At 42.4% G+C, this 25,747-nt stretch carries 26 protein-coding genes; 10 read left to right on the forward strand and 16 right to left on the reverse strand.

All coding sequences use genetic code 11. From position 1 onward, the window contains the following. Nucleotides 1–337: 337 nt before the first annotated feature. Together ACSBL2_RS18170 and ACSBL2_RS18175 are read left to right on the forward strand one after the other, a co-directional pair. On the forward strand, nt 338–1,180 hold the full coding sequence (locus tag ACSBL2_RS18170) for an N-acetylmuramoyl-L-alanine amidase family protein (RefSeq protein ID WP_442587973.1): 843 nt from the start codon (nt 338–340) through the stop codon (nt 1,178–1,180). 15 nt (nt 1,181–1,195) lie between these two features. Further along, nucleotides 1,196–2,146, forward strand: a complete 951-nt coding sequence (locus ACSBL2_RS18175; protein WP_442587974.1) for an MlaD family protein — start codon at nt 1,196–1,198, stop codon at nt 2,144–2,146. Between the two features lie 86 nt (nt 2,147–2,232). On the opposite strand, the gene ACSBL2_RS18180 is transcribed toward ACSBL2_RS18175, so the two are convergent. The 4 genes from ACSBL2_RS18180 to ACSBL2_RS18195 all read right to left on the reverse strand — a co-directional run bounded on the left by ACSBL2_RS18180 (nt 2,233) and on the right by ACSBL2_RS18195 (nt 5,591). After that, the gene (locus tag ACSBL2_RS18180; RefSeq protein ID WP_442587975.1) at nt 2,233–3,144 is read right to left on the reverse strand and encodes a ribonuclease Z; all 912 of its coding nucleotides are present in this window, start codon (nt 3,142–3,144) and stop codon (nt 2,233–2,235) included. Continuing rightward, nucleotides 3,144–3,533 carry an STAS domain-containing protein gene (locus ACSBL2_RS18185; protein WP_442587976.1) on the reverse strand — a complete coding sequence of 130 codons (390 nt, stop codon included), beginning with the start codon at nt 3,531–3,533 and terminating at the stop codon, nt 3,144–3,146. The genes ACSBL2_RS18180 and ACSBL2_RS18185 overlap by 1 nt, the downstream gene beginning before the upstream one ends. A 34-nt stretch (nt 3,534–3,567) precedes the next feature. Further along, entirely contained in the window at nt 3,568–4,521 is a 954-nt protein-coding gene (locus ACSBL2_RS18190) for a phosphoribosylaminoimidazolesuccinocarboxamide synthase (RefSeq protein WP_442587977.1), read from the reverse strand. A gap of 98 nt (nt 4,522–4,619) precedes the next feature. Further along, on the reverse strand, nt 4,620–5,591 hold the full coding sequence (locus ACSBL2_RS18195; protein ID WP_442587978.1) for a PhoH family protein: 972 nt from the start codon (nt 5,589–5,591) through the stop codon (nt 4,620–4,622). A gap of 102 nt (nt 5,592–5,693) precedes the next feature. Between ACSBL2_RS18195 and ACSBL2_RS18200 the strand changes: the two genes are divergently transcribed. From ACSBL2_RS18200 to ACSBL2_RS18210, 3 genes are all read left to right on the forward strand, one after another. Next, nucleotides 5,694–6,473, forward strand: a complete 780-nt coding sequence (locus ACSBL2_RS18200) for an SAM hydrolase/SAM-dependent halogenase family protein (RefSeq protein ID WP_442587979.1) — start codon at nt 5,694–5,696, stop codon at nt 6,471–6,473. Between the two features lie 79 nt (nt 6,474–6,552). Further along, the gene (locus ACSBL2_RS18205) at nt 6,553–7,086 is read left to right on the forward strand and encodes a hypothetical protein (RefSeq protein ID WP_442587980.1); all 534 of its coding nucleotides are present in this window, start codon (nt 6,553–6,555) and stop codon (nt 7,084–7,086) included. Between the two features lie 3 nt (nt 7,087–7,089). Continuing rightward, nucleotides 7,090–7,239, forward strand: a complete 150-nt coding sequence (locus tag ACSBL2_RS18210) for a hypothetical protein (protein WP_442587981.1) — start codon at nt 7,090–7,092, stop codon at nt 7,237–7,239. A 100-nt stretch (nt 7,240–7,339) separates the two neighbouring features. On the opposite strand, the gene ACSBL2_RS18215 is transcribed toward ACSBL2_RS18210, so the two are convergent. The 5 genes from ACSBL2_RS18215 to rpsO all read right to left on the reverse strand — a co-directional run bounded on the left by ACSBL2_RS18215 (nt 7,340) and on the right by rpsO (nt 12,771). Continuing rightward, entirely contained in the window at nt 7,340–8,290 is a 951-nt protein-coding gene (locus ACSBL2_RS18215; RefSeq protein WP_442587982.1) for a D-2-hydroxyacid dehydrogenase, read from the reverse strand. A 5-nt stretch (nt 8,291–8,295) separates the two neighbouring features. Continuing rightward, entirely contained in the window at nt 8,296–9,363 is a 1,068-nt protein-coding gene (gene serC, locus ACSBL2_RS18220; protein ID WP_442587983.1) for a 3-phosphoserine/phosphohydroxythreonine transaminase, read from the reverse strand. Nucleotides 9,364–9,453: 90 nt separating this feature from the next. Further along, on the reverse strand, nt 9,454–10,128 hold the full coding sequence (rpe, locus tag ACSBL2_RS18225; RefSeq protein ID WP_442587984.1) for a ribulose-phosphate 3-epimerase: 675 nt from the start codon (nt 10,126–10,128) through the stop codon (nt 9,454–9,456). Between the two features lie 72 nt (nt 10,129–10,200). Then, nucleotides 10,201–12,348, reverse strand: a complete 2,148-nt coding sequence (pnp, locus tag ACSBL2_RS18230) for a polyribonucleotide nucleotidyltransferase (RefSeq protein ID WP_442587985.1) — start codon at nt 12,346–12,348, stop codon at nt 10,201–10,203. Between the two features lie 120 nt (nt 12,349–12,468). Then, complete coding sequence (gene rpsO / locus ACSBL2_RS18235; protein WP_442587986.1) at nt 12,469–12,771, reverse strand: 30S ribosomal protein S15; 303 nt, start codon at nt 12,769–12,771, stop codon at nt 12,469–12,471. A gap of 349 nt (nt 12,772–13,120) precedes the next feature. Here rpsO and ACSBL2_RS18240 point away from each other — a divergent pair, with 349 nt between their 5' ends. Then, nucleotides 13,121–13,528 (forward strand): hypothetical protein, encoded by a 408-nt coding sequence (locus ACSBL2_RS18240; protein WP_442587987.1) that lies wholly within the window; start codon nt 13,121–13,123, stop codon nt 13,526–13,528. A 102-nt stretch (nt 13,529–13,630) separates the two neighbouring features. On the opposite strand, the gene ACSBL2_RS18245 is transcribed toward ACSBL2_RS18240, so the two are convergent. Then, nucleotides 13,631–14,086: an SRPBCC domain-containing protein gene (locus ACSBL2_RS18245; protein WP_442587988.1), complete on the reverse strand. Its 456-nt coding sequence runs from the start codon at nt 14,084–14,086 to the stop codon at nt 13,631–13,633. Nucleotides 14,087–14,282: 196 nt separating this feature from the next. Here ACSBL2_RS18245 and ACSBL2_RS18250 point away from each other — a divergent pair, with 196 nt between their 5' ends. After that, nucleotides 14,283–14,675, forward strand: coding sequence for an iron chaperone (locus ACSBL2_RS18250; RefSeq protein ID WP_442587989.1), 393 nt, complete (start codon nt 14,283–14,285; stop codon nt 14,673–14,675). Between the two features lie 57 nt (nt 14,676–14,732). On the opposite strand, the gene ACSBL2_RS18255 is transcribed toward ACSBL2_RS18250, so the two are convergent. From ACSBL2_RS18255 to ACSBL2_RS18265, 3 genes are all read right to left on the reverse strand, one after another. Then, nucleotides 14,733–16,250 (reverse strand): glycoside hydrolase family 28 protein, encoded by a 1,518-nt coding sequence (locus ACSBL2_RS18255; protein WP_442587990.1) that lies wholly within the window; start codon nt 16,248–16,250, stop codon nt 14,733–14,735. A gap of 10 nt (nt 16,251–16,260) precedes the next feature. Then, nucleotides 16,261–18,555 carry a GH92 family glycosyl hydrolase gene (locus ACSBL2_RS18260; protein ID WP_442587991.1) on the reverse strand — a complete coding sequence of 765 codons (2,295 nt, stop codon included), beginning with the start codon at nt 18,553–18,555 and terminating at the stop codon, nt 16,261–16,263. Between the two features lie 170 nt (nt 18,556–18,725). Beyond that, nucleotides 18,726–19,547, reverse strand: coding sequence for a universal stress protein (locus ACSBL2_RS18265; protein WP_442587992.1), 822 nt, complete (start codon nt 19,545–19,547; stop codon nt 18,726–18,728). Between the two features lie 136 nt (nt 19,548–19,683). On the opposite strand from ACSBL2_RS18265, the gene ACSBL2_RS18270 reads away from it, so the two are divergent. After that, nucleotides 19,684–20,541, forward strand: coding sequence for a helix-turn-helix domain-containing protein (locus ACSBL2_RS18270; RefSeq protein WP_442587993.1), 858 nt, complete (start codon nt 19,684–19,686; stop codon nt 20,539–20,541). Between the two features lie 82 nt (nt 20,542–20,623). Here the strand turns inward: ACSBL2_RS18270 and ACSBL2_RS18275 are convergent, their stop codons facing one another. After that, complete coding sequence (locus tag ACSBL2_RS18275) at nt 20,624–21,175, reverse strand: RNA polymerase sigma factor (protein ID WP_442587994.1); 552 nt, start codon at nt 21,173–21,175, stop codon at nt 20,624–20,626. A gap of 324 nt (nt 21,176–21,499) precedes the next feature. Here ACSBL2_RS18275 and ACSBL2_RS18280 point away from each other — a divergent pair, with 324 nt between their 5' ends. Together ACSBL2_RS18280 and ACSBL2_RS18285 are read left to right on the forward strand one after the other, a co-directional pair. Further along, nucleotides 21,500–21,928 carry an SRPBCC family protein gene (locus ACSBL2_RS18280; RefSeq protein WP_442587995.1) on the forward strand — a complete coding sequence of 143 codons (429 nt, stop codon included), beginning with the start codon at nt 21,500–21,502 and terminating at the stop codon, nt 21,926–21,928. 151 nt (nt 21,929–22,079) lie between these two features. Further along, nucleotides 22,080–22,775 carry a hypothetical protein gene (locus ACSBL2_RS18285; RefSeq protein ID WP_442587996.1) on the forward strand — a complete coding sequence of 232 codons (696 nt, stop codon included), beginning with the start codon at nt 22,080–22,082 and terminating at the stop codon, nt 22,773–22,775. Nucleotides 22,776–22,796: 21 nt separating this feature from the next. On the opposite strand, the gene ACSBL2_RS18290 is transcribed toward ACSBL2_RS18285, so the two are convergent. Together ACSBL2_RS18290 and ACSBL2_RS18295 are read right to left on the reverse strand one after the other, a co-directional pair. Further along, the gene (locus ACSBL2_RS18290) at nt 22,797–24,290 is read right to left on the reverse strand and encodes a gluconokinase (RefSeq protein WP_442587997.1); all 1,494 of its coding nucleotides are present in this window, start codon (nt 24,288–24,290) and stop codon (nt 22,797–22,799) included. A gap of 139 nt (nt 24,291–24,429) precedes the next feature. Beyond that, a complete protein-coding gene (locus ACSBL2_RS18295) occupies nt 24,430–25,677 on the reverse strand; it encodes an MFS transporter (RefSeq protein WP_442587998.1) in 1,248 nt (415 codons plus the stop codon). Nucleotides 25,678–25,747 lie beyond the last annotated feature (70 nt).

The raw sequence follows: 25,747 nt of genomic DNA on the forward strand, positions 1-25,747 counted from the left end.
AAAATTAAGGAAAAATATAGCATTGTGAGACACAAAGATTCCATATCCAAATATATTTAAATAAACGACTACAAACCAATGATTTACACAGATGTTAAGATTTGTTAACATCCAATCTGCCGGGGCTGCTTACCTTCCGGATTCCGGCTCCGCCACCTGTCCCTTCCAAAGGTCGTATTTCAAAATCAACCTGCATTATTGTGCGTTTGATGACCCTGAGATTTTATTATACTATCTTTGTGTAAGTGAAAAGCCGGTGAACGCCTCTGGTTTTCACCAATCCGCTTTCAGCACAGACGTAAACATGAATTGATTAAAACAGAAAAAAAGAAGCCAGATGAGATTAAAACCTACGATATTCCTGCTTGTGATGTCCTTATTTATAAATTCAGCAGCCGTTTTTTCACAGGGATATAAAGTAAAGACAATTGTCATTGATGCCGGACATGGCGGGGATAAGCCAGGTGCTGCCGGGAGTTATTCCTTAGAAAAAAATGTTGCCCTGCAGGTGGCCTTAAAATTAGGCAGGAAATTTGAAGAGGATATGCCGGAAGTAAAAATCCTGTATACACGCAAAACCGATATTGATGTGCCATTTTTTAAAAGAGCTGCGATAGCCAATGATGCAAAAGCAGATATTTTTATTTCTATCCATTGCAATTCCATGCCCGACAGGAAAGTGGTGACAGGTTATACAAAGAGAAAGGGAAAAAAAGTGGCCAGGTATGGTTATGTAAAAAATAAAGTGACCAGGGGAACGGAAACATTTGTTGCCGGTAGTCACCGTTTAAATGAACAGGATGCAGCGATAAGGGAAAATGCCGATATTACGCTGGAAAAAGATTATAAAAAGAATTACGATGGGTATGATCCGAATAACCCTGAAACATTTATTATACTATCTTTGTTTAAGAATACATACAGGGACAAAAGTTTGAAGCTGGCCAGATTAATCCAGAACAATTATACGAATGACGACAACCGGGTAGACAGGGGTGTTAAAGAACAGGGGATTTTAATCTTACAGAGATGTGGTTTACCTGCAGTACTGACAGAAATAGGTTTTATTTCCAATCCTACTGAAGAAAAATACCTTAACTCTGCTGCAGGTCAGTCTGAAATTGTGAATTCAATTTTTAAGGCGGTGAAAACGTACAAGAAAGAAACAGAAGTAAACTAAGTAAACCACGCATAAGTGAAAATAACAAACGAAACCAAAGTAGGCATATTAGCAGCCTTTTCCATCGCCTTATTGATTATTGGATATAACTTCCTTAAAGGTAATGCCATCTTCTCCAGCGAAACGATTTTATATGCAAGGTATACACGTGTAGACGGGCTGGCCGTATCCAAACCGGTATTGATTAACGGTTACCAGATCGGTCGTGTAGATAAGTTACAGTTGGAGCCGAATGGAACCATTCTGGCCACCCTGAAGATCAATGGTAAATATGACATTCCTAAAACGAGTGTGGCACGTCTGGAAAGCACTGACTTACTGGGAAGTAAAGCTATCGTGATGGCTTTAGGTGCCGGAAATGATTATGCGATGGATGGAGATACCTTAAATGCAAACGTAGAAAAAAATCTGATGGAAGCCGTTCAGCCTGTCCAGAAAAAAGCGGAGCTGATTATTGGAAAAATGGATTCTATCCTGACCAGTGTCAATTCCATTCTGAATCCCGATTTCCAGAAAAATGTCAACAAGAGTTTCAACAGCATTGCTGCAACATTGGCCTCACTTGAAGGAACTTCTAAAAAAGTAGACGGACTTGTAGGTACTGAAGGAAAAAGGATTTCAGCCATTCTTGCCAATGCCGAATCCATTTCCTTAAACCTGAAAAATAACAATGAAAAGATAAGCGCTATCCTGACGAACATCAATACCATTACAGACCAGGTTGCCGCGGCCAACTTTAAACAGACGATAGACAATGCAAACAAAGCTGTAGCAGACCTGCAGGGTATTGTAACCAAGGTAAACAACGGACAAGGTTCTCTGGGTATGCTGGTGAATGATACCAAGATGTATGATAACCTGAACAGCGCATCAAAAAATCTGGATAACCTGATTATCGACCTGAAAGAAAATCCAAAGAGATACGTACATTTCTCTGTATTCGGTGGTGGAAAGAAAGACAAATAAAATATATTTTACATCATAAACGCATCAGGGCCTTCAACGAATGAAGGCCCTGATGCGTTAAAACTCTTTTTATGGGGAAGGGGGAACTAGATGATATAGGTTTCTCCTTCTACGGCAAGCTCAGTATCTTCAAACACCGCTTTCGCTTCATCCAATAATGGCTGCAAGGTCTTGTAACGCGAGGAAAAATGTCCGATCACCAACCGGCCAGCGCCTACCTCTTTCGCCACCCTGGCAGCCTGCAATGCCGTTGTATGGTGCGTCACATTGGCACGCTCCACCATGTCCTCAAGGAAGGTCGCTTCATGGTATAAAGTTGTACAGTCCATGATGCTGTGCAGGTAACTGCCATCGGCAAGTGTATCTGAACAGTAACAGTAAGATTTAGGCGTGTCAGAATCCATTGTGTAATCCTCATTCTTGACTACAGTTCCACCCGGAAGGGTCAAATCAAGACCTTTTTTCAGCAAGGGATAATATTCAGCCGCTATGTTTTCCTTTTCAAGCTTCTCAATGATCAGCTTCCGTAATCTTTTCTTCTGTTTAAACTTAAAACCGGTCGTAGGAATTCTGTGGTTTAAGACGATCGTCTCTACGGTGAGGTCGTTATTTTCGAAAATTACCCTGGGTTCATCTGCTTCAATCGCAAAGAACAGAATTTCATATTTAAGTGTCGTATCAGAGTGTTTGAACTGCACATCCAGAATTTCCTTTAGTGCAGCCGGGGCAAAAATATGGAAGGGCTTGATGCGTCCGTTGAGGTGCATGGTCGAAAGGAGGCCGATAAGGCCAAAGTAATGGTCACCGTGCAAATGACTGATAAAAACCATATCAATCTTGCTAAATTTAAGGCCAAACCTGATCAACTGTTGCTGGGTTCCCTCGCCGCAATCAATCAGATAAAACTTTTCATTACAATTTAAGAGCTGTGAAGTAGGGTTTCTATTAAATACGGGCGTAGCAGAGCTGCTCCCTAAGATGGTGACTTCAAATCTCATTAATTATTTGGATCAAAGCTCCCCAGCAGTTCTTTTTCAATTTCTTCCATGAATATTAAATCCTCTGCTTCCTCTATCTTCGCTACGATGTTCAGCGACTGGTCCAGGTTAGACATTTCCAGTAGTTTGATGATACATGGAGCCACATTAGTGATCACAAACAGGCCATTAGATTTTTTACACAGCCTGTCCCCTACCAGCAGGCAACTCAAATCCTGGGAGTCGTTGCAGGCGGTGACCATCGATAAATCAAGTACAATATTACGATACCCTTCTGTGTTCAACAGAATAAATTCAGATTTCAACCTGGGGGTATTGTCGTTTGTGAATTTGTTATCATCCAGTTTGATGGTAACATATTTCTCGTGTTTATCTACTGAAAATTTCATAATATCCTATTTAGATGATAACAAATTAAGTATTTTATTTTGATAATAAGGTATCAAGGCTCCTTAAAATATTCTGTTCAATCCTGCTTACTATATCAGTGTGGTCATTTTTTACAAACTGATCACCGGTGATCTGCTCATACAATTCAATATAACGTTCAGAAATAGAATTTACAATCTCCGGGGTCATTTCAGGAACAACCTGCCCGTCTTTTCCCTGGAAACCATTTTCAATTAACCATTTGCGCACAAATTCCTTAGACAGCTGTTTCTGTGGTTCATTTGCATCCTGACGTTCGGCATAGCCTTCCGCATAAAAATAGCGCGAAGAATCCGGGGTATGGATTTCGTCGATCAGGTAAATCACCTCAGCCACCTTACCAAACTCATACTTGGTATCCACCAGGATCAGTCCTCTTTCTGCAGCCATCTCCGTCCCTCTTTTGTACAGGGCATGGGTATAGGTTTCCAGTTTATCATAATCCGCAATAGAAACAATCCCTTTGGCCAAGATATCTTCCCTGGAAATGTCCTCATCATGGCCTACCGCCGCCTTTGTAGTTGGTGTAATGATTGGTGCCGGCAAAGGATCATTCTCTTTCAGTCCCTCGGGAAGCTCCACGCCACAAACACTACGCTTTCCAGCACTGTATTCACGCCATGCATGGCCCGCAAGGTATCCCCTGATCACCATCTCCACTTTAAAAGGCTCGCAGATCCTGCCTATAGTGACCATCTCATCAGGGACATCAATCACCCAGTTAGGCAAAATATCTGTTGTGGCCTTCAGAAATTTGGCGGCAATCTGATTTAATACCTGTCCCTTAAAAGGAATAGCTTCAGGTAAAACCACATCAAATGCAGAAATCCTGTCAGACACTACCATCGTCATCAAACGGTGATCTATTGTATATACGTCACGTACCTTACCTTTATAAAAACTGCTCTGTTTTGGAAAATTAAAATTGGTTTCTTTTATTGCTTTCATGTTGTTGATGTATCACATCAATTTTATTGTTTAAAAATACTTTTTGCAGGGCATGTATGAAATACGAATGGATCACCTCCCCTTCCACGGCTTCAAAATTACTGAATATCTCCGTATGCTTTCAAAATCATTTTGACCAGCTTATGGCGGACAACATCCTCACCGGTCAGGTAGATGATATCAATCCCCGGAATTCCGTCAAGGATGCGCAGGGCATTGTGTAAACCCGACATCTGCTTTTTAGGTAAATCGATTTGTGTGACATCACCTGTGACGATAAATTTGGCTGTAGGCCCCATCCGTGTCAGGAACATTTTCAACTGCAGGTCGGTAGAGTTTTGCGCTTCATCCAGAATTACAAAACAATTGTCCAGCGTGCGACCCCTCATAAAAGCAAGGGGAGCAATCTCAATGGTTCTATTCTCCAGATAAAGCTTTAGCTTCTCTGCCGGAATCATGTCATCCAGGGCATCATAGAGCGGACGTAAGTAAGGATCTACCTTTTCCTTAAGGTCACCCGGCAAAAAGCCCAGGCTTTCTCCTGCCTCAACAGCAGGCCTGGTGAGAATAATCCTTTTTATTTCTTTATTCTTGAGTGCACGCACAGCCAATGCCACTGCGGTATACGTTTTTCCTGTTCCTGCGGGGCCAATAGCGAATAACACATCATTTTTGACAATGCTGTCTACCATTCTGCGCTGATTAGCTGTACGGGCCTTAATCATTACCCCATTGTTTCCGAATACAATCACTTCACCACCGGATCCGTTAACTTTGTCTGGTACTGTGGTGATGCTTCCATTGGGTTCCGGCACTTTTTTTATGGCCAGGATAGATTCCACATCCCCTGAATTGAGCGAGCCATATTTATCCAACTGGGCTACCAGCATATTGAACTTCAGATCAAACATTTTCTGTTCTGCTTCGTCCCCTAACACCTTCACCTCGTTGCCCCTGGCGACAATTTTCAACTTTGGAAATGCACGTTTGATCAGCTCATAATTTTCATTATTTGAGCCCCAGAATTGCGCCGGATCTACTGTTTCTAATACTAGTTTGAGTTCGTTCAAAATATTGTTTTTTTTATAGAGGTGTGTTATTTAATATAAAAATTGAATATTTGTAGGCGATTTGCCGCTTACGCAAGAATAAGAATAAATATTCAATTTTTAATGGCCATTATCACTTTAACAACAGATTTAGGTTCGAAGGATTTCTATCAGGCTGCCCTTAAAGGCAGTATCCTGAGCATCCTGCCTACAGCTAATATTGTTGATATCACCCATGAAGTTCCCTCATTCAATATTTCTTATGCGGCGTTCGTGTTAAAGAATGTCTATCATTATTTCCCTAAGGGTACTGTCCACCTGATCGGGATTGATTCTGTTTTTAGTGAAAATACAAAATATGTGGGACTTAAACACCATGACCATTATTTTGTTGGGGCAGATAACGGCATATTTTCTCTGCTGTTCGATACCAAACCTGAAGAAATTGTTGAATTGAATATCATGCAGGATTTAAAGTACCTGCATTTTCCGCTGGTAGACATTTTTGTAAAGGCTGCCATCCACCTCGCAAAAGGAGGGCGGCTCAAAGACATTGGTTTACCTTGTGAAAGTATTGAAGAGCGTACTTTACTGAACCCGGTCATTGAAAAAGACATGATCAGGGGAAGTGTAATTTACATTGATACCTTCTGTAATGTGATTACCAATATTACCAAAGAGCTGTTCACCAAAATACAGCGCAACAGGGACTTCACCCTGTTCTTTAGAAAAAGTGAAACCATTACGCAGCTCAGCTGGCATTACAATGAAGTGCCTGAAGGGGAAAAACTGTGTTTATTCGGCATCAGCAACCACCTCGAAATTGCAATCAACAAAGGCAAGGCAAGCGGATTACTCGGATTGCACCTCAGCGATATTGTGAGGATCCAGTTTCATTCCTGAGCAACAGCTGCACCTGAAGGATAATGCAGCCGCAATGCGGTAAGGCATGGAGTTTGCTTTAAATAATTAAATAACAGTTATGACCAGATTTTTCCTCTTATTGCTTTGCTTAACCATTGCTTACAGGGCTGCCGCTGCACCTGCAGATACTTCTGCCTATCAGACACAACGCTTAAAGATCAATTCCTTACTGGCAGAGCGAAGTGCGAAATTCGGACAATACGACCTGAGCCTGAGTGCGAGAACAGGAATCTTCGGACTGCAGACAAAACAGGACCTTAAAAACTCAAATGATATCCTTAGGGAGATTATTCTGAACGACAACAATATCTTCCGGGAACTGAAAATACTGATGAACTATAAAGACATGCAGGTACAGGAAGTCAGAAATACAGCCAGTACGAACAGCAAAAGGATACAAGCTTACCAATTGTCCATTAAAAGGCTGCAGGACCAGAACGAGGCATTAAAGACACAGACCCTCCAGGAGGAAGATAAAAGCGGTGTATCGACCTATATCATCATCTTACTCTCCTGCATCATTGTGGCTGGATCATTTTTCTTCTACAGCAGGATCAGACAACTTAAAAATATACAAACCGGAAATCAATAAAAAATGATGAAACGTACCTTCTTTACATTACTGGTAAAAATGAACAAGGTTATTTTTCCAGGCTATTATAAAGCAGATCTGAACAACCTAACCGCTTTTCAAAAAGCAGTAACGGCCTTTAGGTATTGGGCATTGACCAATTCCTTAAAATAGAAAAGCGTTCATTCCCTGCATTCCAATACTGGAATTAAAGGGAATAAACGCTTTATGCGATGATATTTTGCCATACTCAACGCAGAGCCAGCTTCAATCTTTATTTTTTAAAATGGGCGATAATCAGTGAGGCCAATTCTTCGCCGATACGTTCTTGTGCTTCATTTGTTGCCGCACCTATGTGTGGGGTCAATGAAATTTTAGGATGGTTCAATATTGCCTGCAATGGAGTCGGCTCATTGTCAAATACATCCAGACCAGCAAAAGCAACTTTTGCGCTATCTAATGCATTAATTAGTGCCTGTTCATCAATTGTACCACCTCTTGAGCAGTTAACAATACCTACTCCAGGTTTCATCTGGTCAAATTCAGCAGCACCCAAGATAGGGCGGTCTGCGAAAGGGGTGTGTAAAGTGATGAAATCACTGTTGCTGATCACTTCTTCCAGTGAAACTGTTTTCACAGGGATATCCACAGAAAGGTCCCCCTGAAATTTTAACTTCAGACTTCCTTCATATGGATACAGGTCATACGCCAGCACGTTCATGCCCAATCCTAAAGCAAGGGTTGCTGTTTCTCTTCCGATCCTTCCGAATCCGATCACCCCTAAAGTTTTACCCCTGAGCTCAGTACCTTTGGCATAAGCTTTTTTCAGGCCATTGAAGTTTGTTGCCCCTTCAACAGGCATTTTACGGTTGGCATCCTGTAAAAAACGGATACCAGTGAATAAATGTGCGAAAACAAGTTCCGCTACGGATAAGGAAGAGGCTGCAGGGGTATTGATCACTGCCAGGCCTTTTTCACGTGCATACTCCACGTCAATATTATCCATACCTACCCCACCACGGCCAATCAGCTTTAAGTTCGGGCAGGCATCGATTAGTTCTTTACGTACTTTTGTTGCGCTTCTTACAGTAATTCCGTCGTAATCCTGTAAAGCTTCAACTAATTTATCTTGTGCAACAGTCTCTGTATCTACAGTAAAACCGGCTTCTTCTAATAGTTTTTTTCCGATAGGATCTATTCCATCGTTTGCAAGTATCTTGATCATCAGTTTTATTTTTGGTGTTTTTCTTGAAAAATCTGCATTAATTCAACCAGTGCATGAACGCTGGTGATCGGCAAAGCATTGTAAATAGATGCCCTGAAACCACCCACACTTCTGTGTCCTTTCAGGCCTTCCACACCATTTTCTTCCACAAATTTCAGGAATGGTTTTTCCAGTTCAGGATTTTCCATTACAAAACAAACATTCATTCTTGAGCGGTCTTCTACAGCACATGTACCTTTAAACAGAGGGTTTCTGTCAATTTCAGTATATAAGGTATTTGCTTTAGCAATATTCTCTTTTTCAATTTCAGCCACACCACCTTTGGATTTTAACCATCTCAGGTTTAACATCGCTACATAAATAGAAAATACCGGAGGGGTATTGTACATCGATCCGCCATCAATGTGCTGTTTATAGTCGAGCATAGAAGGGATTTTATTGGTCGATTTACCTAAAATCTCATCCTTTACAATCACCACGGTTGCACCTGCGGGGCCAATATTCTTTTGTGCACCAGCATAGATCAAATCGTATTTAGACACATCAATCACCCTGCTCATGATATCTGATGACATATCACACACGACTGGAATTTTGGTTTCAGGAATACTGAAAACTTCTGTTCCGTAAATGGTGTTATTTGAAGTGAAATGGAAATAGGCACTGTCTTCCGGAATGGTATAATCTTTAGGAATATACGTGAAGTTCGCATCTTTTGAAGAAGCAACGATATGGGCAGTACCAAAATTCTTTACTTCTTTAATGGCCTTATTGGCCCAGACACCTGTCTCCAGATAACTTGCGGTTTGTCCGGCACTCAGCAGGTTCAAAGGAACCATAGCAAACTGCAGACTTGCACCTCCCTGTAAAAATAAAACAGAGTAACCTTCAGGTACGTTCAATAGCTCTTTAACTAGTTTAACAGATTCCGCTACGACTGCTTCAAACTCAGGAGTACGGTGCGAAATCTCAAGGATCGATAATCCATCCTTAAAATCCAAAACCGCTTGTGATGCTTGTTTAAAAACTTCCTGAGGTAAAATGCAGGGACCTGCTCCAAAATTATGTCTCATTTTTAATTTGATTTTTATTGGTTGTAAATGTAGTTTTTTTATCCAAATAACATTTGGTTTTAAGAAAATAATCTACTTGTATAATAGATTTTATATACTACTGGATATTTCCGAAGAAACATGCTTTAGCGAGGAAATCATGGAAAGTGGCGATGGGGCTGCGAAAACAGCGTTTCCGGCAACCAATACATCGGCACCAGCAGTTAACAAATCTGCAGCATTGCTGATACTTACCCCTCCGTCTACTTCAATGTGCAGCTCAGGGTTGATGGCCGCCGTCATGGCTTTCAGCGCCTTAATTTTCCGGTAAGTATGGGGAATAAACTGCTGGCCACCGAAACCGGGATTGACCGACATGACAAGGACCATATCGAGGTCATGGAGAATATCTTTGAGCAGTTCTACAGGGGTATGCGGATTGAGTGCTACCGCCGCTTTGGCACCTGCATGATGAATAGCCTGGATCGTTTTATGCAAATGCGGGCAGGCTTCGTAGTGTACGGTGATGCTATCGGCACCGGCAGCTATAAAACGTTCTATATACTGATCAGGGTTGACCATCATTAAGTGTACATCCAGTGGTTTGGTGGCATATTTTTTAATTGCCTCCAGCACAGGAAAGCCAAAAGAGATATTCGGTACAAAAACACCATCCATAATATCTACATGAAACCAGTCTGCTTCACTCAAATTGACCAATTCAATATCACGTTGTAAATTGGCAAAATCAGCAGCAAGTACGGAAGGGGCGATTAGGTGGTTCATCTCGTAAAGTTAAAAAAATATTTATTTTATAAACAAAAAAGCCCCGCAAAATGCGGGGCTCCTTGTCAAATATTAAGCAGGTTTATTTTCCTTCGCTGCCTCCGGTCTTGGAGGGCGGGGCAATAAAGCTTTTCTTGAAAGCTTCATTTTTCCTTGCTTGTCGATATCCAGTAATTTAACCTGGATTTTATCACCTTCTTTAAGTACACCATCCATAGTTTCCAGACGCTCATGAGAAATCTCAGAGATGTGTAGTAAACCATCTTTACCTGGCATGATCTCAACAAATGCACCAAATGGCATAATTGATTTCACTTTACCATCATAAGTTGCACCAATATCCGGTTTGGCAGCGATTGCACTGATACGTTTAACCGCAGCATCAATTGCAGCTTTATTATCTGCGAAAATTTCAACGATACCTTTGTTGCCCACTTCCTCGATAGAGATAGAAGCACCGGTTTCACGTTGCATTTCCTGGATAATTTTACCACCGGGACCAATCACGGCACCTATGAATTCCTTGTCAATAGTCAGTGATACGATACGCGGCGCATGGTCTTTGTAATCTTCACGTGGAGCAGCAATCGTTTTCTTCATCTCATTCAAGATGTGTAAACGCGCCTCATTAGCTTGTTTAAGGGCGGCAGTTAACACTTCCCATTTCAAACCATTAATTTTTAAGTCCATCTGGCAAGCTACGATACCTTTTTCAGTACCCGTAACTTTAAAGTCCATATCCCCTAAATGATCTTCATCACCCAGGATATCTGTAAGGATCGCATATTTACCTGTTTTCTCATCGGTAATCAATCCCATTGCAATACCTGATACAGGTGCCGTGATTTTAATACCAGCATCCATCAGTGCCAAAGTCCCTGCACAAACAGTTGCCATAGAAGAAGAACCATTAGATTCAAGAATATCAGAAACAATACGGATCGTATATGGATTTTCTTCCAGTCCAGGCAAGACTTTTCTCAAAGAACGCATAGCCAGGTTACCATGACCGATTTCGCGGCGGCCAGCACCTCTGTTCGGACGAACCTCACCAGTAGAGAAACCAGGGAAGTTATAGTGTAACAGGAATTTATTGTATCCATTGATGAAAGCACCGTCAATCATTTGCTCATCATCTTTAGATCCCAAAGTAACCGTAGTTAAGGATTGGGTTTCACCACGCGTAAATACTGCAGATCCGTGAGCTGAAGGGAGGTAACTTACTTCCGACCAGATCGGACGTACAGTACGTACATCACGGCCATCCAAACGTTTACCTTCGTCTAAAACAAGGTTACGAATTGCATCGTATTGTACGTCATGGAAATATTTTTTAGCTAAGAAACCAGTCACATCATCAATATCTTCACCCAGTGTAGCAATGAAGTCCATTAAGATTTCACCGAATTTATCACCACGCTCAGCTTTTGCTGTCTGGCTTTTGGCTACAGCATATACCTTATCATAGGTAGCTGCGTAAACCTGCTCTTTTAATTCAGGATTGCTGTCTTCATGAGAATACGTACGTTTTACCGTTTTTCCTACCAGTTCAGCCAGTTCTTTTTGTGCCTGAACCTGGATAACGATCGCTTTGTGAGCGAATTCAATAGCTTCAACCATTTCCTCTTCGGAAATCTCATCAGCTTCTCCTTCTACCATAACGATGTCATTCTCCGTACCTGCCACAAGGAATTCCATTGTTGCACGTTCTAAATCACTCACGTAAGGGTTAATCACCAGTTGGCCGTCAATCTTCGCTACACGAACTTCAGAAATCGGCCCGTTGAAAGGGATATCAGAAACTGCAATGGCAGCAGAAGCTGCTAAACCAGCCAATGAATCCGGCATAATATTTTTGTCAGATGAAATCAGGGTAATCATCACCTGTGTATCAGAGTGATAATCTTCAGGGAACATCGGACGTAAAGCACGGTCAACCAAACGTGAGATCAACACCTCATAGTCCGATAATCTTGCCTCACGACGTAAGAAACCACCTGGAATGCGGCCTGCAGCAGCATATTTTTCCTGATAATCTACAGACAACGGAAGGAAGTCAACCCCACTTTTAGCACCCACTGTAGACACTACAGTAGCTAAAAGCATGGTGTCACCCATTCTTACCACCACAGAACCATCAGCCTGTTTGGCTAACTTACCTGTTTCAATTTCAATAATTCTACCATCTCCCAGGTCGAACGCTTTTTTTATTACATTCATTTACAAATTGTTGTGGTGTGTTTTCCTCTTTTACACACCTTGTTTATATATATATTATTTTATTTCGCAAAGTAAAAAAGCCATCCTAAAAAGAATGGCTTTTGGTGATATTGTATACGCTTATTTGCTGTCTCTAGTACCTAAAGGCTTGATAATATCCCTTAAACCTAAAGATTTAATGATAGCACGGTAGCGGTTGATATCTTTTTTGTACAGGTAAGCCAAAATACCACGGCGTTTACCTACTAATTTTTGCAGAGACAACTGGGTAGAGAAATCTTTACGATTTTTCTTTAAATGCTCTGTTAAGTGCGCAATACGGTAAGTGAATAACGCAACCTGACCTTCTGCAGAACCTGTGTTTGTTTCTACTTCGCCGTGTGTTTTAAAAATGTCGGCTTTTACTTCTTTACTTAAATACATTTCTTGAATTATACTAAAGTGTGTATGGATTAATTAATTGAGCGCAAAGATAAACTAAGTTTTCAGTATTTACAAATAGGAAGGGGACTATTATTTTTTGAAAGACAGCCAAGTCCTCCTGCCCCAAAATAAAACCACTCCGCTTCAATTGATAAAATTGCAGGCCATCTGGATGTTTACTGATCAATATCACACATAAATATGATTTAAATCACTTACATAACGCATAAAAAAGAGAACCTTTGAACTGAATATCAGCACATAAGAATTGATAATTGTTAAACAGGAATATACCCGATGATCATCCATTCCTGATCTTGAGGGCCAGCATATAAATAGTGAAAACCAAATGAAAAAGATTATTATTCCCGGACTAATTGCAGGGGCTGTCGTATTTATCATAAGTTATGGCAGTATTTACCTCGGAATAAAACTATTCCCCAGTCTCTTCCTCGGTTATAACAACCCCTTATTTAATTCCGAAAATGACAGGGATATCCTGTTTTACCTGCATGCATTCATCATCAGTTTTGCACTGTCCTGGTTCTGGGAACGGTTTAAAGGGCTATTCAAAGGGGCCCCTGTCATCAGAGGATTGGAATTCGGAGGTGTTTACACTGTTGTATCCCTGCTCCCCATCATGTGGCTTACCTTCAGCGCTATGGACGTTACCCTATCCATGGTATTCAGCTGGATGCTGTATGGCTTCGTCCAGGCCGTTATTGCCGGAGTGACTTTCGCCAAAATCAATCCTTAGCATTTCCATAATTACCTATTATACAAAAGGGTCCGGCACCACACCGGGCTTTTTTTATGTTGGTCCAGTACTGTTTCTTCCGAAATGCACTGGGCTCCTTAGCTAGGCTTTCATAAAATCGAATGCCCCCTTTCGCAAGTTGATTCCATATTCTATATATGCTTTCAAGCAGGCAAGAAAATTTGCCCATCCTTCAGTATTGCCCTTTAACCAATTGATACCAGCCGGGTTATTCTCCATTTCCTTTTCCGTTACACGAACGAGGGTATATCCTTCCTTCAGACTGGTTAACTGGATTTCTACCAGCAGGTCCTTACCTTCAATCTGCCAGTAAAAGGAGATATATTTATTCGTTTCTACTTTGACGACCCGAATCAAAGATTCTTCCTCAAATTCAGGGAATTTCCAGGTCAGCCTTGCTCCATCTTCCATTCTGCCGGATCCGAAAGCAATAAAATAACCGGACATCCTGCCGGGATCTACAATCGCCTCAAATACTTCATCTACAGGTTTTAGGATCTGAATGGCTGCTTTTATCTCTAATTGCGCGGTTTCCATAGGTTATCTGTCAATTTTTCTATACCAAAGTAGAAAAAAATTTCCATGAATATAAAAACTGTTTAAGCAGGTGCTACACTTATCCTGTCCTCCCCTATTGTTTGACAGCTTTGCCCCTGTAGATGATATTCAATCCTGTCGTATATTTATGTGCCGTATAAATAGTCACCTCAACAATTACAGTATCCATCAAATTATGGAAAAAACAAAGACCACCACTATAGAAGCATATATTTCAGCTTTTCCGGAATCTACCCAGGTACTGCTCAGACAACTTCAGCAGGCCATAAAGGACCTTGTTCCTGAGGCTGAGGAAAAAATATCCTATGAAATCCCAACTTTTACCCTGGCAGGAAACCTTGTACATTTCGCGGCTTACAAGAACCATATCGGATTTTATCCCGGATCTTCCGGAATCAAAAATTTCACCGCTGAACTGTCAGCTTATCAAACGTCCAAGGGGACTGTCCAATTCCCCCTTAATCAGCCACTGCCACTTGGGCTTATCAAACGGATGGTACAGTTCCGGGTTAAAGAAAATCTCGAGAAAAAATCAAAAAAAAGTACCAGGGGCAACAGTAAACCATAAACACCCCAGCCTGGCTCCAGGAGACATAAGAAAAACGAAGCTCCAGAAAGCCTCTAATTATTGTCTTCCGTAGTGTTTAATCGCTTCAACCTTTCCAGGAAAGGCCGATTCGCCTTCCAGATTGATAATTTTCAGCTCTCCGGAGTCATGTGTTTCCAGGACATGCGCAAAGTAATCCGCTTTGTGTCCAGCCCAGGTCACTGCACAATTCCTGATTTTCACTCCGTCTGCTTTATCAATGTAAAAGGCCGAAGTACGTCCTTTAATTATTCCTTCTACATTCGCAGGTCTGCGGTCATACAACCCACCCTTTATCGGTGTTATTTTACCAATCTGCAGGTCCACTTCGTCAAAAGTAATTCCGGAGACCTTCCCCACACTTTCGCCGCCGACATAAATGCCATTTTCACTGGTACATTTGATGTTGCTGAAATAGATATTCCTGACTTCACCTACACGCCCTTGAATCTCCCCTTTGGGGAAGCGCCAGCCTGCATCCTTATGATTGCCGCTTGCCCTCGCATAAGCCGTTACATAAATGGGTTCAGCCTTCCCCCACCAGACATCAGAGAATAAATGGGAGTCAATAATGATGTTGGAGAAAAGAACCTCAGATACAGTCCCTTCATCTCTGTTCTGAATCCCAATTCCTCTGTTGCTCTTCTTAATGATACAGTTATTGATCACCACATGGCTGATCCGGTCCATATTCTCAGAACCTATTTTAATAGCGCAGGAGCGGGACGTCATGGTACAGTTGCTGACCGTAATATTCTCGCAGGGACCGAATTCCTCATATTCCCTCCTGTTTTTCAGACAAATACAATCGTCACCCGACTCGATATAACAATTACTGATCCGCACATTTTTGCTGTGATCAAGATCAATACCATCGCTATTCCTCACCTTCAGGCTATTCAACAGCGTGATATTGTCGATTGCAACATCATCACACCCAATTAAATGTACTGTCCAGTAGGCAGAATTCACAATATTCAGGTCGCGGATCCGGATATTTTTCCCGGCGACAACCGTTAATAAATGGGGACGTGGATCTACGTTTGTAAAGGGTTTAAGCACATAAGAATCTTCCAGCTCAGCTCCCATGAAGGAAATACCATTCCCATCTATTGTCCCGGCTCCGCACAATGTGACATTCACGAGGTTTTCCCCGCCTATCCATATGGTACCTTCGCCCTTGTTATCCCTGAAAGCACTTTTGATATAGACCTTCTCATCCGGGTTGGCCAACACTTTTGCATTCACCTCCACACAGAATTCAATATTCGACTTCAGGTCAAACGGGCCGCTTAAAAATACGCCCCCCGAAGGTACAATTACTTTGCCCCCACCAGCGGCAGAAGCGGCATTTATGGCTTTTTGAATCGCCCGGGCATTATCAGTCTTCCCATCACCAATGGCCCCGTATTTTTTAATATTGTATATTCCCTCCTGTTCTGGCAATGCAGAAATATGCAATGAAACCGTATCTGATACCGGAGTAGCCTGAATACCCGAAGACAGCAAAAAAAGGAGAAAAAATATAGTTATGGCTGAGAATCTGTTGTACATCATGAGCTGTTTTTTAAATACCTTCTGGTTGCATCATCGTTTTAATACCCCATAAAAGATCAGGTTGCTCCTGCAGGTAAATCTCCAGTTTACCACCTTTAACGATCATATCATAAGTAATGTAATTGGTTTTTAATACTTTCCCATTCCATTTCACCTGTGTGATATATTGTGATTTTGCATTGTTTTTATGGGTAACGACTTCAAACTTCTGACCACCTGCCAGTTGAATAACCGACTGGTCAAAGATCGGGGAACACAACAGGTACTGGCCGGAAACGGGATTCAGCGGATAAAAGCCAAGGGCGCCGAACATATACCAGGCAGACATTTGTCCGGCATCATCATTTCCGCTCAATCCACCCGGCCCATCGCTGTATTCCACAGCAAGGATATTTCTAACCGCCCGCTGGGTTTTCCATGCTGAACCTGTAAAATTATACATAAAAGGGATCTGATGTCCCGGCTCATTGCCATGCCAGTATTCATTTTTAGCAAATACGCTGTCCAGCGCCTTTTCCAGTCCTTTAGGCCCACCCATCAACCTGGCCAGTCCCGGTACATCCTGCGGAACATAAAATGTATACTGCCTCGGCGAACCTTCGGTAATAAAATATTCTTTACCATCAGGATTAAACGGACTCAGCCAGCTGCCATCCTCATGGCGTCCTCTGACAAAACCGGTTTTTCGATCAAAAACATTTTTATAATATCCTGAACGTTCGATCAGTTTTTTATAATCTGTTGTTTTCCCCAATTTTTTGGCCACCATTGCCAGTGCATAATCGTCATAGGCATACTCCATCGTACGACTCACCTGTTCCTTTACATGGAAAGCATCCGGAACACTATCTTCAACTGGGATATATCCGTACTTCAGGTAGCTATCCAGTGCCCTGCGTCCTTTTCCCTCCACATATGCTTCCCGAGTGGCAGGAATGTCAAATGCATTCTGGCGCATCAGGCGGTAAGCCTCATTCACATCAAAAGTGCTGATTCCCTTTAGATAGGCGGAAGCTATCACCGAAGTACAATGATCGCCAATCATTTCTGAAGTATAACTGTTCCAGCAGGGAAATATGGATAACCATCCGCCCTGCTGTCCTTTCAGGATCAGCGACTGTGCAAAATTGTTAACCAGCTCAGGATTCAACAATTCAAATAATGGAAGATGTGCTCTGTAGGTATCCCAGAGAGAAAAATCATCGTAATAATTACCGCTATCCAACCTGGCCAGCAGGTCTTTCGAAGCAAAACGAGGGTAAGTACCGTCAATATCATTGTACAAACGGGGTTGTTGCATTGCATGATAAAAGGAGGTATAGAAAATATTTTTATCCTTTTCCACTGTAGTGGTGATGTCAATCTGAGACAAGGCCTTTTCCCATACCGCCTGGTTCTGTGCCGCAACGGCAGCAAAATTCCAGTCAGGTATTTCTGATTCCAGGTTTCTCCTTGCCCCTTCGATACTGCTGAAGGATGTTCCGATACGTAGATGAAAAGTCTCCCCTTTACCCAGCTTAAAGCCGGCAAAAGCACCTATACCTTTCTGCTTGCCTATGGTGTTGGCGCTAAAAACCTTATCGCCCGAAAAGGTACCGCTTGTCCCTACAGCTTTCTCTATTTTAATAAAGAAATAGCCACTGAAACCTGCTTCTTTACCCCAGCCCTGGTAAATGCGGTGCACGGGATTATAGCCATAGATTTCGCCTCTTGTTGCATCAATTTTAACAAATCCTTCACCAAAATCACTGTTTGGCGTAATCAGCAGGTAAACACTGTCTGCCTTTTGTGCCGTAAATGACATGATTGCACTGCGTGCTGTAGAGGTAACTGCAGCTTTAAGCTGATATTTTTTTATATCGATGGCGTATTGATAAGGCGAAGAATCCTCATCACCATGTGAAAATTCAGCAGCATAGACTGTTGAAACAGTTTTTAAAGAACCAGTGATAGGCATCACTGTCACACTACCATAGTCCTGCGTGCAGGAACCGCTTAACCAGTGTGAACCCCTGATGCCGTTAAAATGATTGTCCTTATAATAATAGGGGGGCACACATTTGTTCTCTGAGGTTTGCGTTTGCGGTGTCCATTGAGTCATCGCGAAGGGGGTACCGACTGCCGGGATAGTGTTGGCGTACAAGGCAAATCCTTCACCGTGTTTCAGGGCAGCCACTGTAGTTGCCGCAGCTGTACCCGCCATGGGTTGAACGTACTTTAGCACCCCTGAAGGCTGCATCAAATTCGTTTGAGCATTTGCTGTACCACTGGTCATCAGGATTAAACACCATATTATCCTGTTCATTATTGGATTCATATCAGGAAGCATCAATTTTCCTGCATTATAATCATTTCCCCATTAAAACGGGAGCAATGCCCCATTTTTTTTGTGGATGAGTCTGCAGGAAAATCAATGTCCGTCATACCTGTTTTTAACGGTATGGTACGTTAAAAAAGAGCAGCTCCTATTGAAACTTATTTTCTATTGGGCACTGACAGGAGTGGTATTTCCCCCTGCGAAGCCAGTGAACGCGTTCTGCTGACATGGAGAATAGACTCCCAGAATTTATATCGCTGCGGCACCATGACCAGCATATCGGCACCAAATGATTTCGCTTCCTCCCGGATAGACTTGATAATCTGTACCCCATGTACTTCTTTGAAATCATATTGCTGCAGACTTAAAGGAAGTTTTGCCAGGACATCCGGACTGAACAACTCATCCGCTACCGCCTCTATTTTAGCGTTCACATAAAACACTTCAATCTGGGCATGGAGTCCGTCAAAAATTTTATTCAGGGCACCTATAGTGGAATCAACCAGTTCACAGGTAACATCACAGGCAAACAGCACCTTTTTTACACTATTAAAAGTTAGTCCTGAAGGTACCGAAAGCACCGGATATGTTGCGTGGGCAATGACTGCTGTCGTCGTATTACCAAACATTTTCTGTTCCAGTGAACTTCCTTTCATCCCCATGACCACCATATCGGCCGCATATTTTTTCACCAGACGATCCAGTTCTTCCCTGATTTCGGTGAGGCTTGTTTCAAACAGGACTTCAATTTCATATTTATCAGCGATCACCTTAGCCATTGCTCTTAACACTTCTGTATTCGCATCACTGATATGCTGAAATGATTGTGCCGGCAATAAGGTATTTGCAGCATGTACCGGGATCACAAAAGAATTATAGAGGACCAACCGGGCATCCATCTGTTTACATAGTGATGCTGCATATTCCACAGCATTGGTCGCATCATAAGAATAATCTGTAGCGGCAATAATTGTATTCATGTGTGTATTTTGTTAGGGTTTTAAATAACCATTTTTATATCGGCAAGACCATTACCGCTTATAAAGACCATAAATATCAATTTAATATGACACGATGCAGGTTTAATATTTTCCAATTGATGTGTACTTTTGGGAAATGAAGCCCTTTGCAGAGTTAAATTACTTTGGTTTTACACTTCTGGAAAGAAGCCAGCTGGACAGGTACAACAGGGCTGAACAATTCCTCATCATCAGGGCATACAGCGGTGAGGGATGGCTGGAAGTTGATGCTGAACAGTATGAGGTCCAGCACCATAAAATTTATCTCTTAAGTCCGGGTACGATACACAAACTCCTGTCCGGAAAAAACAGGCTAAAAGGTTTCATGTTGCATTTCAGTATTGATTTCATCAGGTTCGGGGAAAATGAATTTGATATAGACCTGTTCAACCTGTTCACCCAACTGGACAAAGAACCTTCCATTGCACTTTCCCTGCAGCAGGACGAAAGCCTGGAAAAGGTTCTGCATTTAATCCGCGAAGAAACAGCGGCAGCAACATTAAACCTTATCATCATCAAATCCCTGCTGCATGTGTTGCTTGCCAAACTCATGTCTTACAAACAATCGCCCCTGCTTGCCCCAAGTCTGAATAAACAGCGGGTATTGACTTTTTTTAATTTGCTGAGAATGCATTTTATTGAGGAAAGGAATGCGTCATTTTATGCGGATTACCTAAACATCAGCACAAAAAGATTAAACCAGATTCTTCAGGAGCTCACGGGAAAAACAGCCTTGCAGCTCCTGCACTGGATGTTGGTCCTGGAAGCTAAGCGTTTCCTTATCCTAGGGAAGTATTCCATCAAACAGATTGCCCATATGCTGGGATTTGAAGACAGGGCATATTTCAGTCACTTTTTTAAAAGAAATACGGGCCTGGCCCCGGAATATTTCAGAGAGAAATTTGTCAAGCCCATTTTTGCCCAGCAGTATGGGGAGGAGGGGAAGTTATCATGATGTTTGCCGATTGCTTTTGGAAAGCACCCTGTTTTCCGCTGTTCATTCATTTGCTTGCTGCGTATGGCCCTGATAGAAACACTTAACCCTTCAGCAGGTATCTTTTCAGTTGATTATTACAGATCAGGAGCTGCTGGCGCACCATCCTTTCCGGGATTTCAAGATTTATACTGATATCCACCGAAGATAGCCGCTGATAAAATTTCATCCTGAAGATTTCCATTCTTTTTTTTGGCTGGTACACGGCCCATAGAGGAACAGCACTCTCCCATTCTTTACCCACCAAAAATTCATCTGTGGCTACAGAATAAAAATTACCATGAGCTGCTATCCGGTCCCTTAATAACAGCACGCCTTGTTCTTTTCTGTGAATCGCAAGCACCTTGGAACGCGTTGTTACAGCAAGGTATTTCTTCAGGTCAACAATTTCCTTTTCCTTCCTATTTAACCATAATTCTGCAAATATATCCGTTACGATCTCCTGAGTCTGAGGGATATCCCTTTGTCTCTTGTGTGCTTCCGAAAAAACTACTTGCCAATGTCTGGAATAAATGTGATTGAAGGCTTTTTCGTCATCCAGTTTCAATAATTTCAATAAGATCTCGTCTTCAATTCGTGAATAATCAAGTGGCATGAGATTAAAAATTTAAGATTATAATTGATGAAGCTAAACATAGTAATGTACGAAACCAGAAAACCAGCGGATGTCAATTTCTGCTTTTTCTTTAAAAAAAATACATTTACGAAAGGTATGCTCAGAATCTTTTCAGCAGCATTTCGACTGATTGGTTCACCTGTCTATGCCATCGCCCTGAAAATGGTATTTAAGCGATAGATGGGTCTGTATTGAACTGGGCAGATAGATCAACCCAACAGCAGATATTAAAATTTATGTCCGAACCTTTTTTATTTCAACACCTGATCTGGTATATTTAACAGCATATTTAACCTTAATCACATGGAACCATCAGATCAGACTACAATCACCGTACAAATCCTCGTGGAGGCCCCGGTAAACAAAGTATGGGAAAACTGGACAAATCCGGAGCACATTACCCAATGGAACCATGCATCGGACGACTGGTATGCTCCTTATGCAGAAAATGACCTGCGCAAAGATGGTCAGTTCAAAACTACCATGGCGGCAAAAGATGGTAGCCTCAGCTTCGATTTTGAAGGGGTATATACTGAAGTGGAGAACTATACACTGCTTGCTTATGTGATTGCCGATGGCAGAAAAGTGCAAGTCAGGTTTGACAGTGAAGGTTCAGCTACACGTGTAACAGAAATATTTGATCCGGAAAATATCCATCCTATTGAATTGCAACGGGAAGGATGGCAAGCCATTCTCAATAATTTCAAAAAATATACCGAAAGCATTGCTTAACTGATACTGGTTTTACCGGGCATTAACAATAATTAACAATCCTGTAATAAACTAACAATGAAATCTTTAATTTGTAATCGCCATGTCAATCATGAAATATCTGATTTTGGGATGATAACATTTCCGAAAGATTTTACGTTATTTGAGTGTTATGAAAACAATAAAATTTTTCTGTGCTATCTTGCTATTTTCCATCTTCAGCCTTGCTGTACAGGCGCAGGATGCAGTTGTGATTGATACCGGTGATTTTGTAAGGGGTACCATCCAGGGAACCGACTATATGACGGTGAGTATCAAAGATGACAACAACGGTGAGCTAAAGACCTATAAGGCAAAGGACATTAAAGAATTTTTGTGGAATGGAATGACCTTCGTCAGCAAACCATTTGTGACGAATAAAAAAACCGACTACCGCTTTTTCAAGCTGGTAGAATCGGGTAAAGTGAACCTGTATTCCATGGGTGGAACGTTGACCACAGAAAAACCGAAACGCAATAGGTTACGCATTGTACCTTCCATAGGTATCGGTATTGGTACAGGCGGGTTTGGCAGCGGTATCGGACTTGGTGGCGGTGTAAGTTTTGGCGGGGGCAGAAATAACGATGACGAACCGCAACGGCAGGCACGCCGCTCCCTGATTTATATAGACAAAGCAGGCTCTCCTGAAATGCTGGAGATTACCCCTTCTGTAGACCAGACAAATGCAGGAATGGAATACATTAAAAACTCCTTACTGGAAAAATTCGCTGATGATAACAATATTAGCGCAAGGGTGAAGGACATGGATAAATTTGATGTCAAGTCCATTCAGGCCTTGGTGAAAGCTTATAACTCTGTCCACAAATAATCAGCTACGGTGATCTGCAGCTTAGTTCTGCAGGTCATACAATTCATGCATCACCCCCTTTAACTGTTGATAGAGCTTCTTGTATAAGCTGAAATAGATTTTATACTTCTGGTGGTTATCCTGGTCCGGTTCAATAATTACACGGTCTTTTCCATCAGGCACTGGATAATCCGGCTTTATCTGCAATGCCTTCATGGCAAGAAATGCCGCCCCCATTGCCGAAGCATCTGCTGCCGTAGTCACCATAAGTTTCTTTCCTGTAATATCTGCCATGAGCTGCAGCCATACCGGGGAGGAAACAAAACCTCCACTGACATTCAAGACATCAACAGGTTGCCCTGATGCATCCAATGATTCCAGCACATCATTCAAGGCAAAACAAATGCCCTCCAGTAAGGAACGGGTAAAATGATGCGGCTGATGGGTCAGCCTTATTCCAAAAAAGTTACCGCAGCTTTTAGAATCCCAGATAGGTGCCCTTTCCCCTTGCAGGTAAGGTAGAAAAATAAGCCCTTCCGATCCTGGCCCCAGGTCTTTTGCTGCCGCTAAGGCCTGGTCATAATCATGGCTATCCAGGTCCATTTTCTGAAACATATTGCGCAGGTGCCATTTCAGGGCAACTCCGCCGTTATTTACAGCACCGCCATTGATAAAAATCTGTTCATCCAGATGGTAACTAAAGGTCATGGCTTCCTCATTGACTACCGCCTTCTCACTGGCTACACGCAAAGCTCCACTGGTACCAATCGTCAGGGCAGCCGTTCCGGGAGCAATAGCTCCGGATCCCAAATTCGCCAGACAGCCGTCACTTGCACCAATCACAAATGGGGTACCGTTTTCCAGGAAGGATAGGGAATGCTGCTGATAGAAATCTTTCCTGATATATCCTGTTGGCACCAGGCTGGAAAGTTGCCCCGCACTGATTCCTGCTGCATGCAATGCTTTTTCACTCCAACTGAGCTGGCCCGTACGCAAAAATCCTGTACAAGAAGCAATAGACTGATCAATCTCAAACACCTGGAAAATACGGTGCCAGATATATTCCTTGATGGATATGAATTTATATACCCCTTTAAAAAATTCAGAATGGTTTTCCCTGAACCAAATTACCTTACACAATGGAGACATGGAATGAACAGGCGTTCCCGTTTCTCTGTACAATTCAAGGCCTGCCGGTTCCGACAACAAACGGTCTGCTACATCCCCGCTCCTGCTGTCAGCCCAGGTCATCATGGGTGCCATTGCCCTTCCCTCCTGATCAACCGCTATTAAACTGTGCATCGCACTACTTAGACTGATTGCCAACGGATTGCATTTAAATTTCGATACCAGCTCTTCTATACATTGCTGGAACGCCTGCCAGATCAGTTCAGGGTCCTGTTCACTGTAACCGGACTGGGGAGTCATCGTCGGATAAAAATGCTGGCTGCTGTCAACCGCATAGTGATTTAGATCTACCGCTACCGCTTTTGTACTTCCTGTACCTATATCAATCCCCAAAATGTATTCCATCATAATAAATTGTATATGCCGGCCTATACTTTAACAGGATACTGATGATTCCCTGCCAGGTTTAAGCGGTCCAATGATCATGCAATGTAAAACATAGCAGGGCAGAAACAAACTAAAAGATGAAAAAAGCAGGTGACAGTGATTAAAATTCCTCGATATAATCGAGGTCCTTAGAAAAGGTTTCTTTCATCTTGCTCAGGGCAATAAAAGCGACGGTGAGACTAATGATGGCCAGCGTAATTCCTGAATAGATTATGTTCCCCCTATAGACTTCCTTAAACAACTGGAACAATAGGGTTAGCGGAACTACTGCCCCACGTACAAAATTAGGGACCGTGGTGGTCACTGTAGCGCGGATATTCGTGCCGAATTGCTCAGTGGCAATGGTCATAAAGATGACCCAGTATCCTGCAGTTAAACCAATTCCCCCACACAGCCAGTAGAAATGCTGCAGGGATAAATCGTAAAGACTGAAATAAGCAATACAACCTACAGCAGATAAGGAGAGGTAAATGTACACCACTTTCAGCCTGCTCTTCAGGCGCTGACTTAAAAGTCCGCCGGCAATATCTCCGATGACAATCCCCCCGTAACACCAGGCAACCGCAGCACCGGCACTCACCTCACCCTGCACCCGCAAAACACTGCCGAATTCTGGGGAAAGCGTAATCAATACGCCTACGGTAAACCAAAGCGGAATTCCGATCAGTATACACCTGATATACTTGAAAAACTGTATTTTATTACTGAAGAGGGCAAAAAAATCACCCCTGCTGTCCGCTTTTTTCGACTCTTTGAACATGCCTGATTCGGCTACGCCGACACGCAGTAACAAAAGGAGAATCCCCAGTCCGCCACCAACAAAAAATGAAGTCCGCCAGTCAAACAACTGCCCTACAAAATAAGCCACCACAGCTCCGCTGACGCCTACGGAAGCCACAATCGTAGTGGCGTAGCCTCTTTTTTCCTTCGGCATCAACTCTGCCACCAGGGTAATTCCGGCGCCAAGCTCTCCTGCCAGTCCAAGACCCGCAATGAATCTCCACACGGCATAAGATTCTACCGAATGGACAAACCCATTGGCAATATTGGCCAGAGAATACATAAAAATAGATCCAAACAGCACAGAAAGCCTCCCTTTTTTATCCCCCAGCATTCCCCAGAATACACCTCCGGCCAGCATCCCTATCATCTGGACATTCAGCAGCATAATCCCGGTATCAGTCAGCTGTGTACCTGTAAGTCCGAGAGATTTAAGGCTTGGGATACGGACAATGCTGAACAGCAGCAAATCGTATATATCTACAAAGTAACCTAATGAGGCGACAAGGATCGCTGCTGCAAGGGCAGATTTAGGTGGATGAGGCTGAGCGCTAGTTGATGCTTGCATTGAACTTTAAAATTTCGAGCACCTAATGTACTAAACTTATGGTTCTTCTAATTAACTTTCTTTAACACTT

The organism is Pedobacter sp. AW31-3R, from assembly GCF_052180285.1.
Classification (GTDB): Bacteria; Bacteroidota; Bacteroidia; order Sphingobacteriales; family Sphingobacteriaceae; genus Pedobacter.

What these genes read in the sequence shown, in the direction of transcription:
- ACSBL2_RS18170 (WP_442587973.1), top strand. Translation starts at nt 338, where the DNA reads ATGAGATTAAAACCTACGATATTCCTGCTTGTGATGTCCTTATTTATA.
- ACSBL2_RS18180 (WP_442587975.1), bottom strand. Translation starts at nt 3,144, where the DNA reads ATGAGATTTGAAGTCACCATCTTAGGGAGCAGCTCTGCTACGCCCGTA.
- ACSBL2_RS18185 (WP_442587976.1), bottom strand. Translation starts at nt 3,533, where the DNA reads ATGAAATTTTCAGTAGATAAACACGAGAAATATGTTACCATCAAACTG.
- ACSBL2_RS18190 (WP_442587977.1), bottom strand. Translation starts at nt 4,521, where the DNA reads ATGAAAGCAATAAAAGAAACCAATTTTAATTTTCCAAAACAGAGCAGT.
- ACSBL2_RS18200 (WP_442587979.1), top strand. Translation starts at nt 5,694, where the DNA reads ATGGCCATTATCACTTTAACAACAGATTTAGGTTCGAAGGATTTCTAT.
- ACSBL2_RS18205 (WP_442587980.1), top strand. Translation starts at nt 6,553, where the DNA reads ATGACCAGATTTTTCCTCTTATTGCTTTGCTTAACCATTGCTTACAGG.
- ACSBL2_RS18210 (WP_442587981.1), top strand. Translation starts at nt 7,090, where the DNA reads ATGATGAAACGTACCTTCTTTACATTACTGGTAAAAATGAACAAGGTT.
- ACSBL2_RS18215 (WP_442587982.1), bottom strand. Translation starts at nt 8,290, where the DNA reads ATGATCAAGATACTTGCAAACGATGGAATAGATCCTATCGGAAAAAAA.
- serC (WP_442587983.1), bottom strand. Translation starts at nt 9,363, where the DNA reads ATGAGACATAATTTTGGAGCAGGTCCCTGCATTTTACCTCAGGAAGTT.
- rpe (WP_442587984.1), bottom strand. Translation starts at nt 10,128, where the DNA reads ATGAACCACCTAATCGCCCCTTCCGTACTTGCTGCTGATTTTGCCAAT.
- pnp (WP_442587985.1), bottom strand. Translation starts at nt 12,348, where the DNA reads ATGAATGTAATAAAAAAAGCGTTCGACCTGGGAGATGGTAGAATTATT.
- rpsO (WP_442587986.1), bottom strand. Translation starts at nt 12,771, where the DNA reads ATGTATTTAAGTAAAGAAGTAAAAGCCGACATTTTTAAAACACACGGC.
- ACSBL2_RS18240 (WP_442587987.1), top strand. Translation starts at nt 13,121, where the DNA reads ATGAAAAAGATTATTATTCCCGGACTAATTGCAGGGGCTGTCGTATTT.
- ACSBL2_RS18245 (WP_442587988.1), bottom strand. Translation starts at nt 14,086, where the DNA reads ATGGAAACCGCGCAATTAGAGATAAAAGCAGCCATTCAGATCCTAAAA.
- ACSBL2_RS18250 (WP_442587989.1), top strand. Translation starts at nt 14,283, where the DNA reads ATGGAAAAAACAAAGACCACCACTATAGAAGCATATATTTCAGCTTTT.
- ACSBL2_RS18255 (WP_442587990.1), bottom strand. Translation starts at nt 16,250, where the DNA reads ATGATGTACAACAGATTCTCAGCCATAACTATATTTTTTCTCCTTTTT.
- ACSBL2_RS18260 (WP_442587991.1), bottom strand. Translation starts at nt 18,555, where the DNA reads ATGAACAGGATAATATGGTGTTTAATCCTGATGACCAGTGGTACAGCA.
- ACSBL2_RS18265 (WP_442587992.1), bottom strand. Translation starts at nt 19,547, where the DNA reads ATGAATACAATTATTGCCGCTACAGATTATTCTTATGATGCGACCAAT.
- ACSBL2_RS18270 (WP_442587993.1), top strand. Translation starts at nt 19,684, where the DNA reads ATGAAGCCCTTTGCAGAGTTAAATTACTTTGGTTTTACACTTCTGGAA.
- ACSBL2_RS18275 (WP_442587994.1), bottom strand. Translation starts at nt 21,175, where the DNA reads ATGCCACTTGATTATTCACGAATTGAAGACGAGATCTTATTGAAATTA.
- ACSBL2_RS18280 (WP_442587995.1), top strand. Translation starts at nt 21,500, where the DNA reads ATGGAACCATCAGATCAGACTACAATCACCGTACAAATCCTCGTGGAG.
- ACSBL2_RS18285 (WP_442587996.1), top strand. Translation starts at nt 22,080, where the DNA reads ATGAAAACAATAAAATTTTTCTGTGCTATCTTGCTATTTTCCATCTTC.
- ACSBL2_RS18290 (WP_442587997.1), bottom strand. Translation starts at nt 24,290, where the DNA reads ATGATGGAATACATTTTGGGGATTGATATAGGTACAGGAAGTACAAAA.
- ACSBL2_RS18295 (WP_442587998.1), bottom strand. Translation starts at nt 25,677, where the DNA reads ATGCAAGCATCAACTAGCGCTCAGCCTCATCCACCTAAATCTGCCCTT.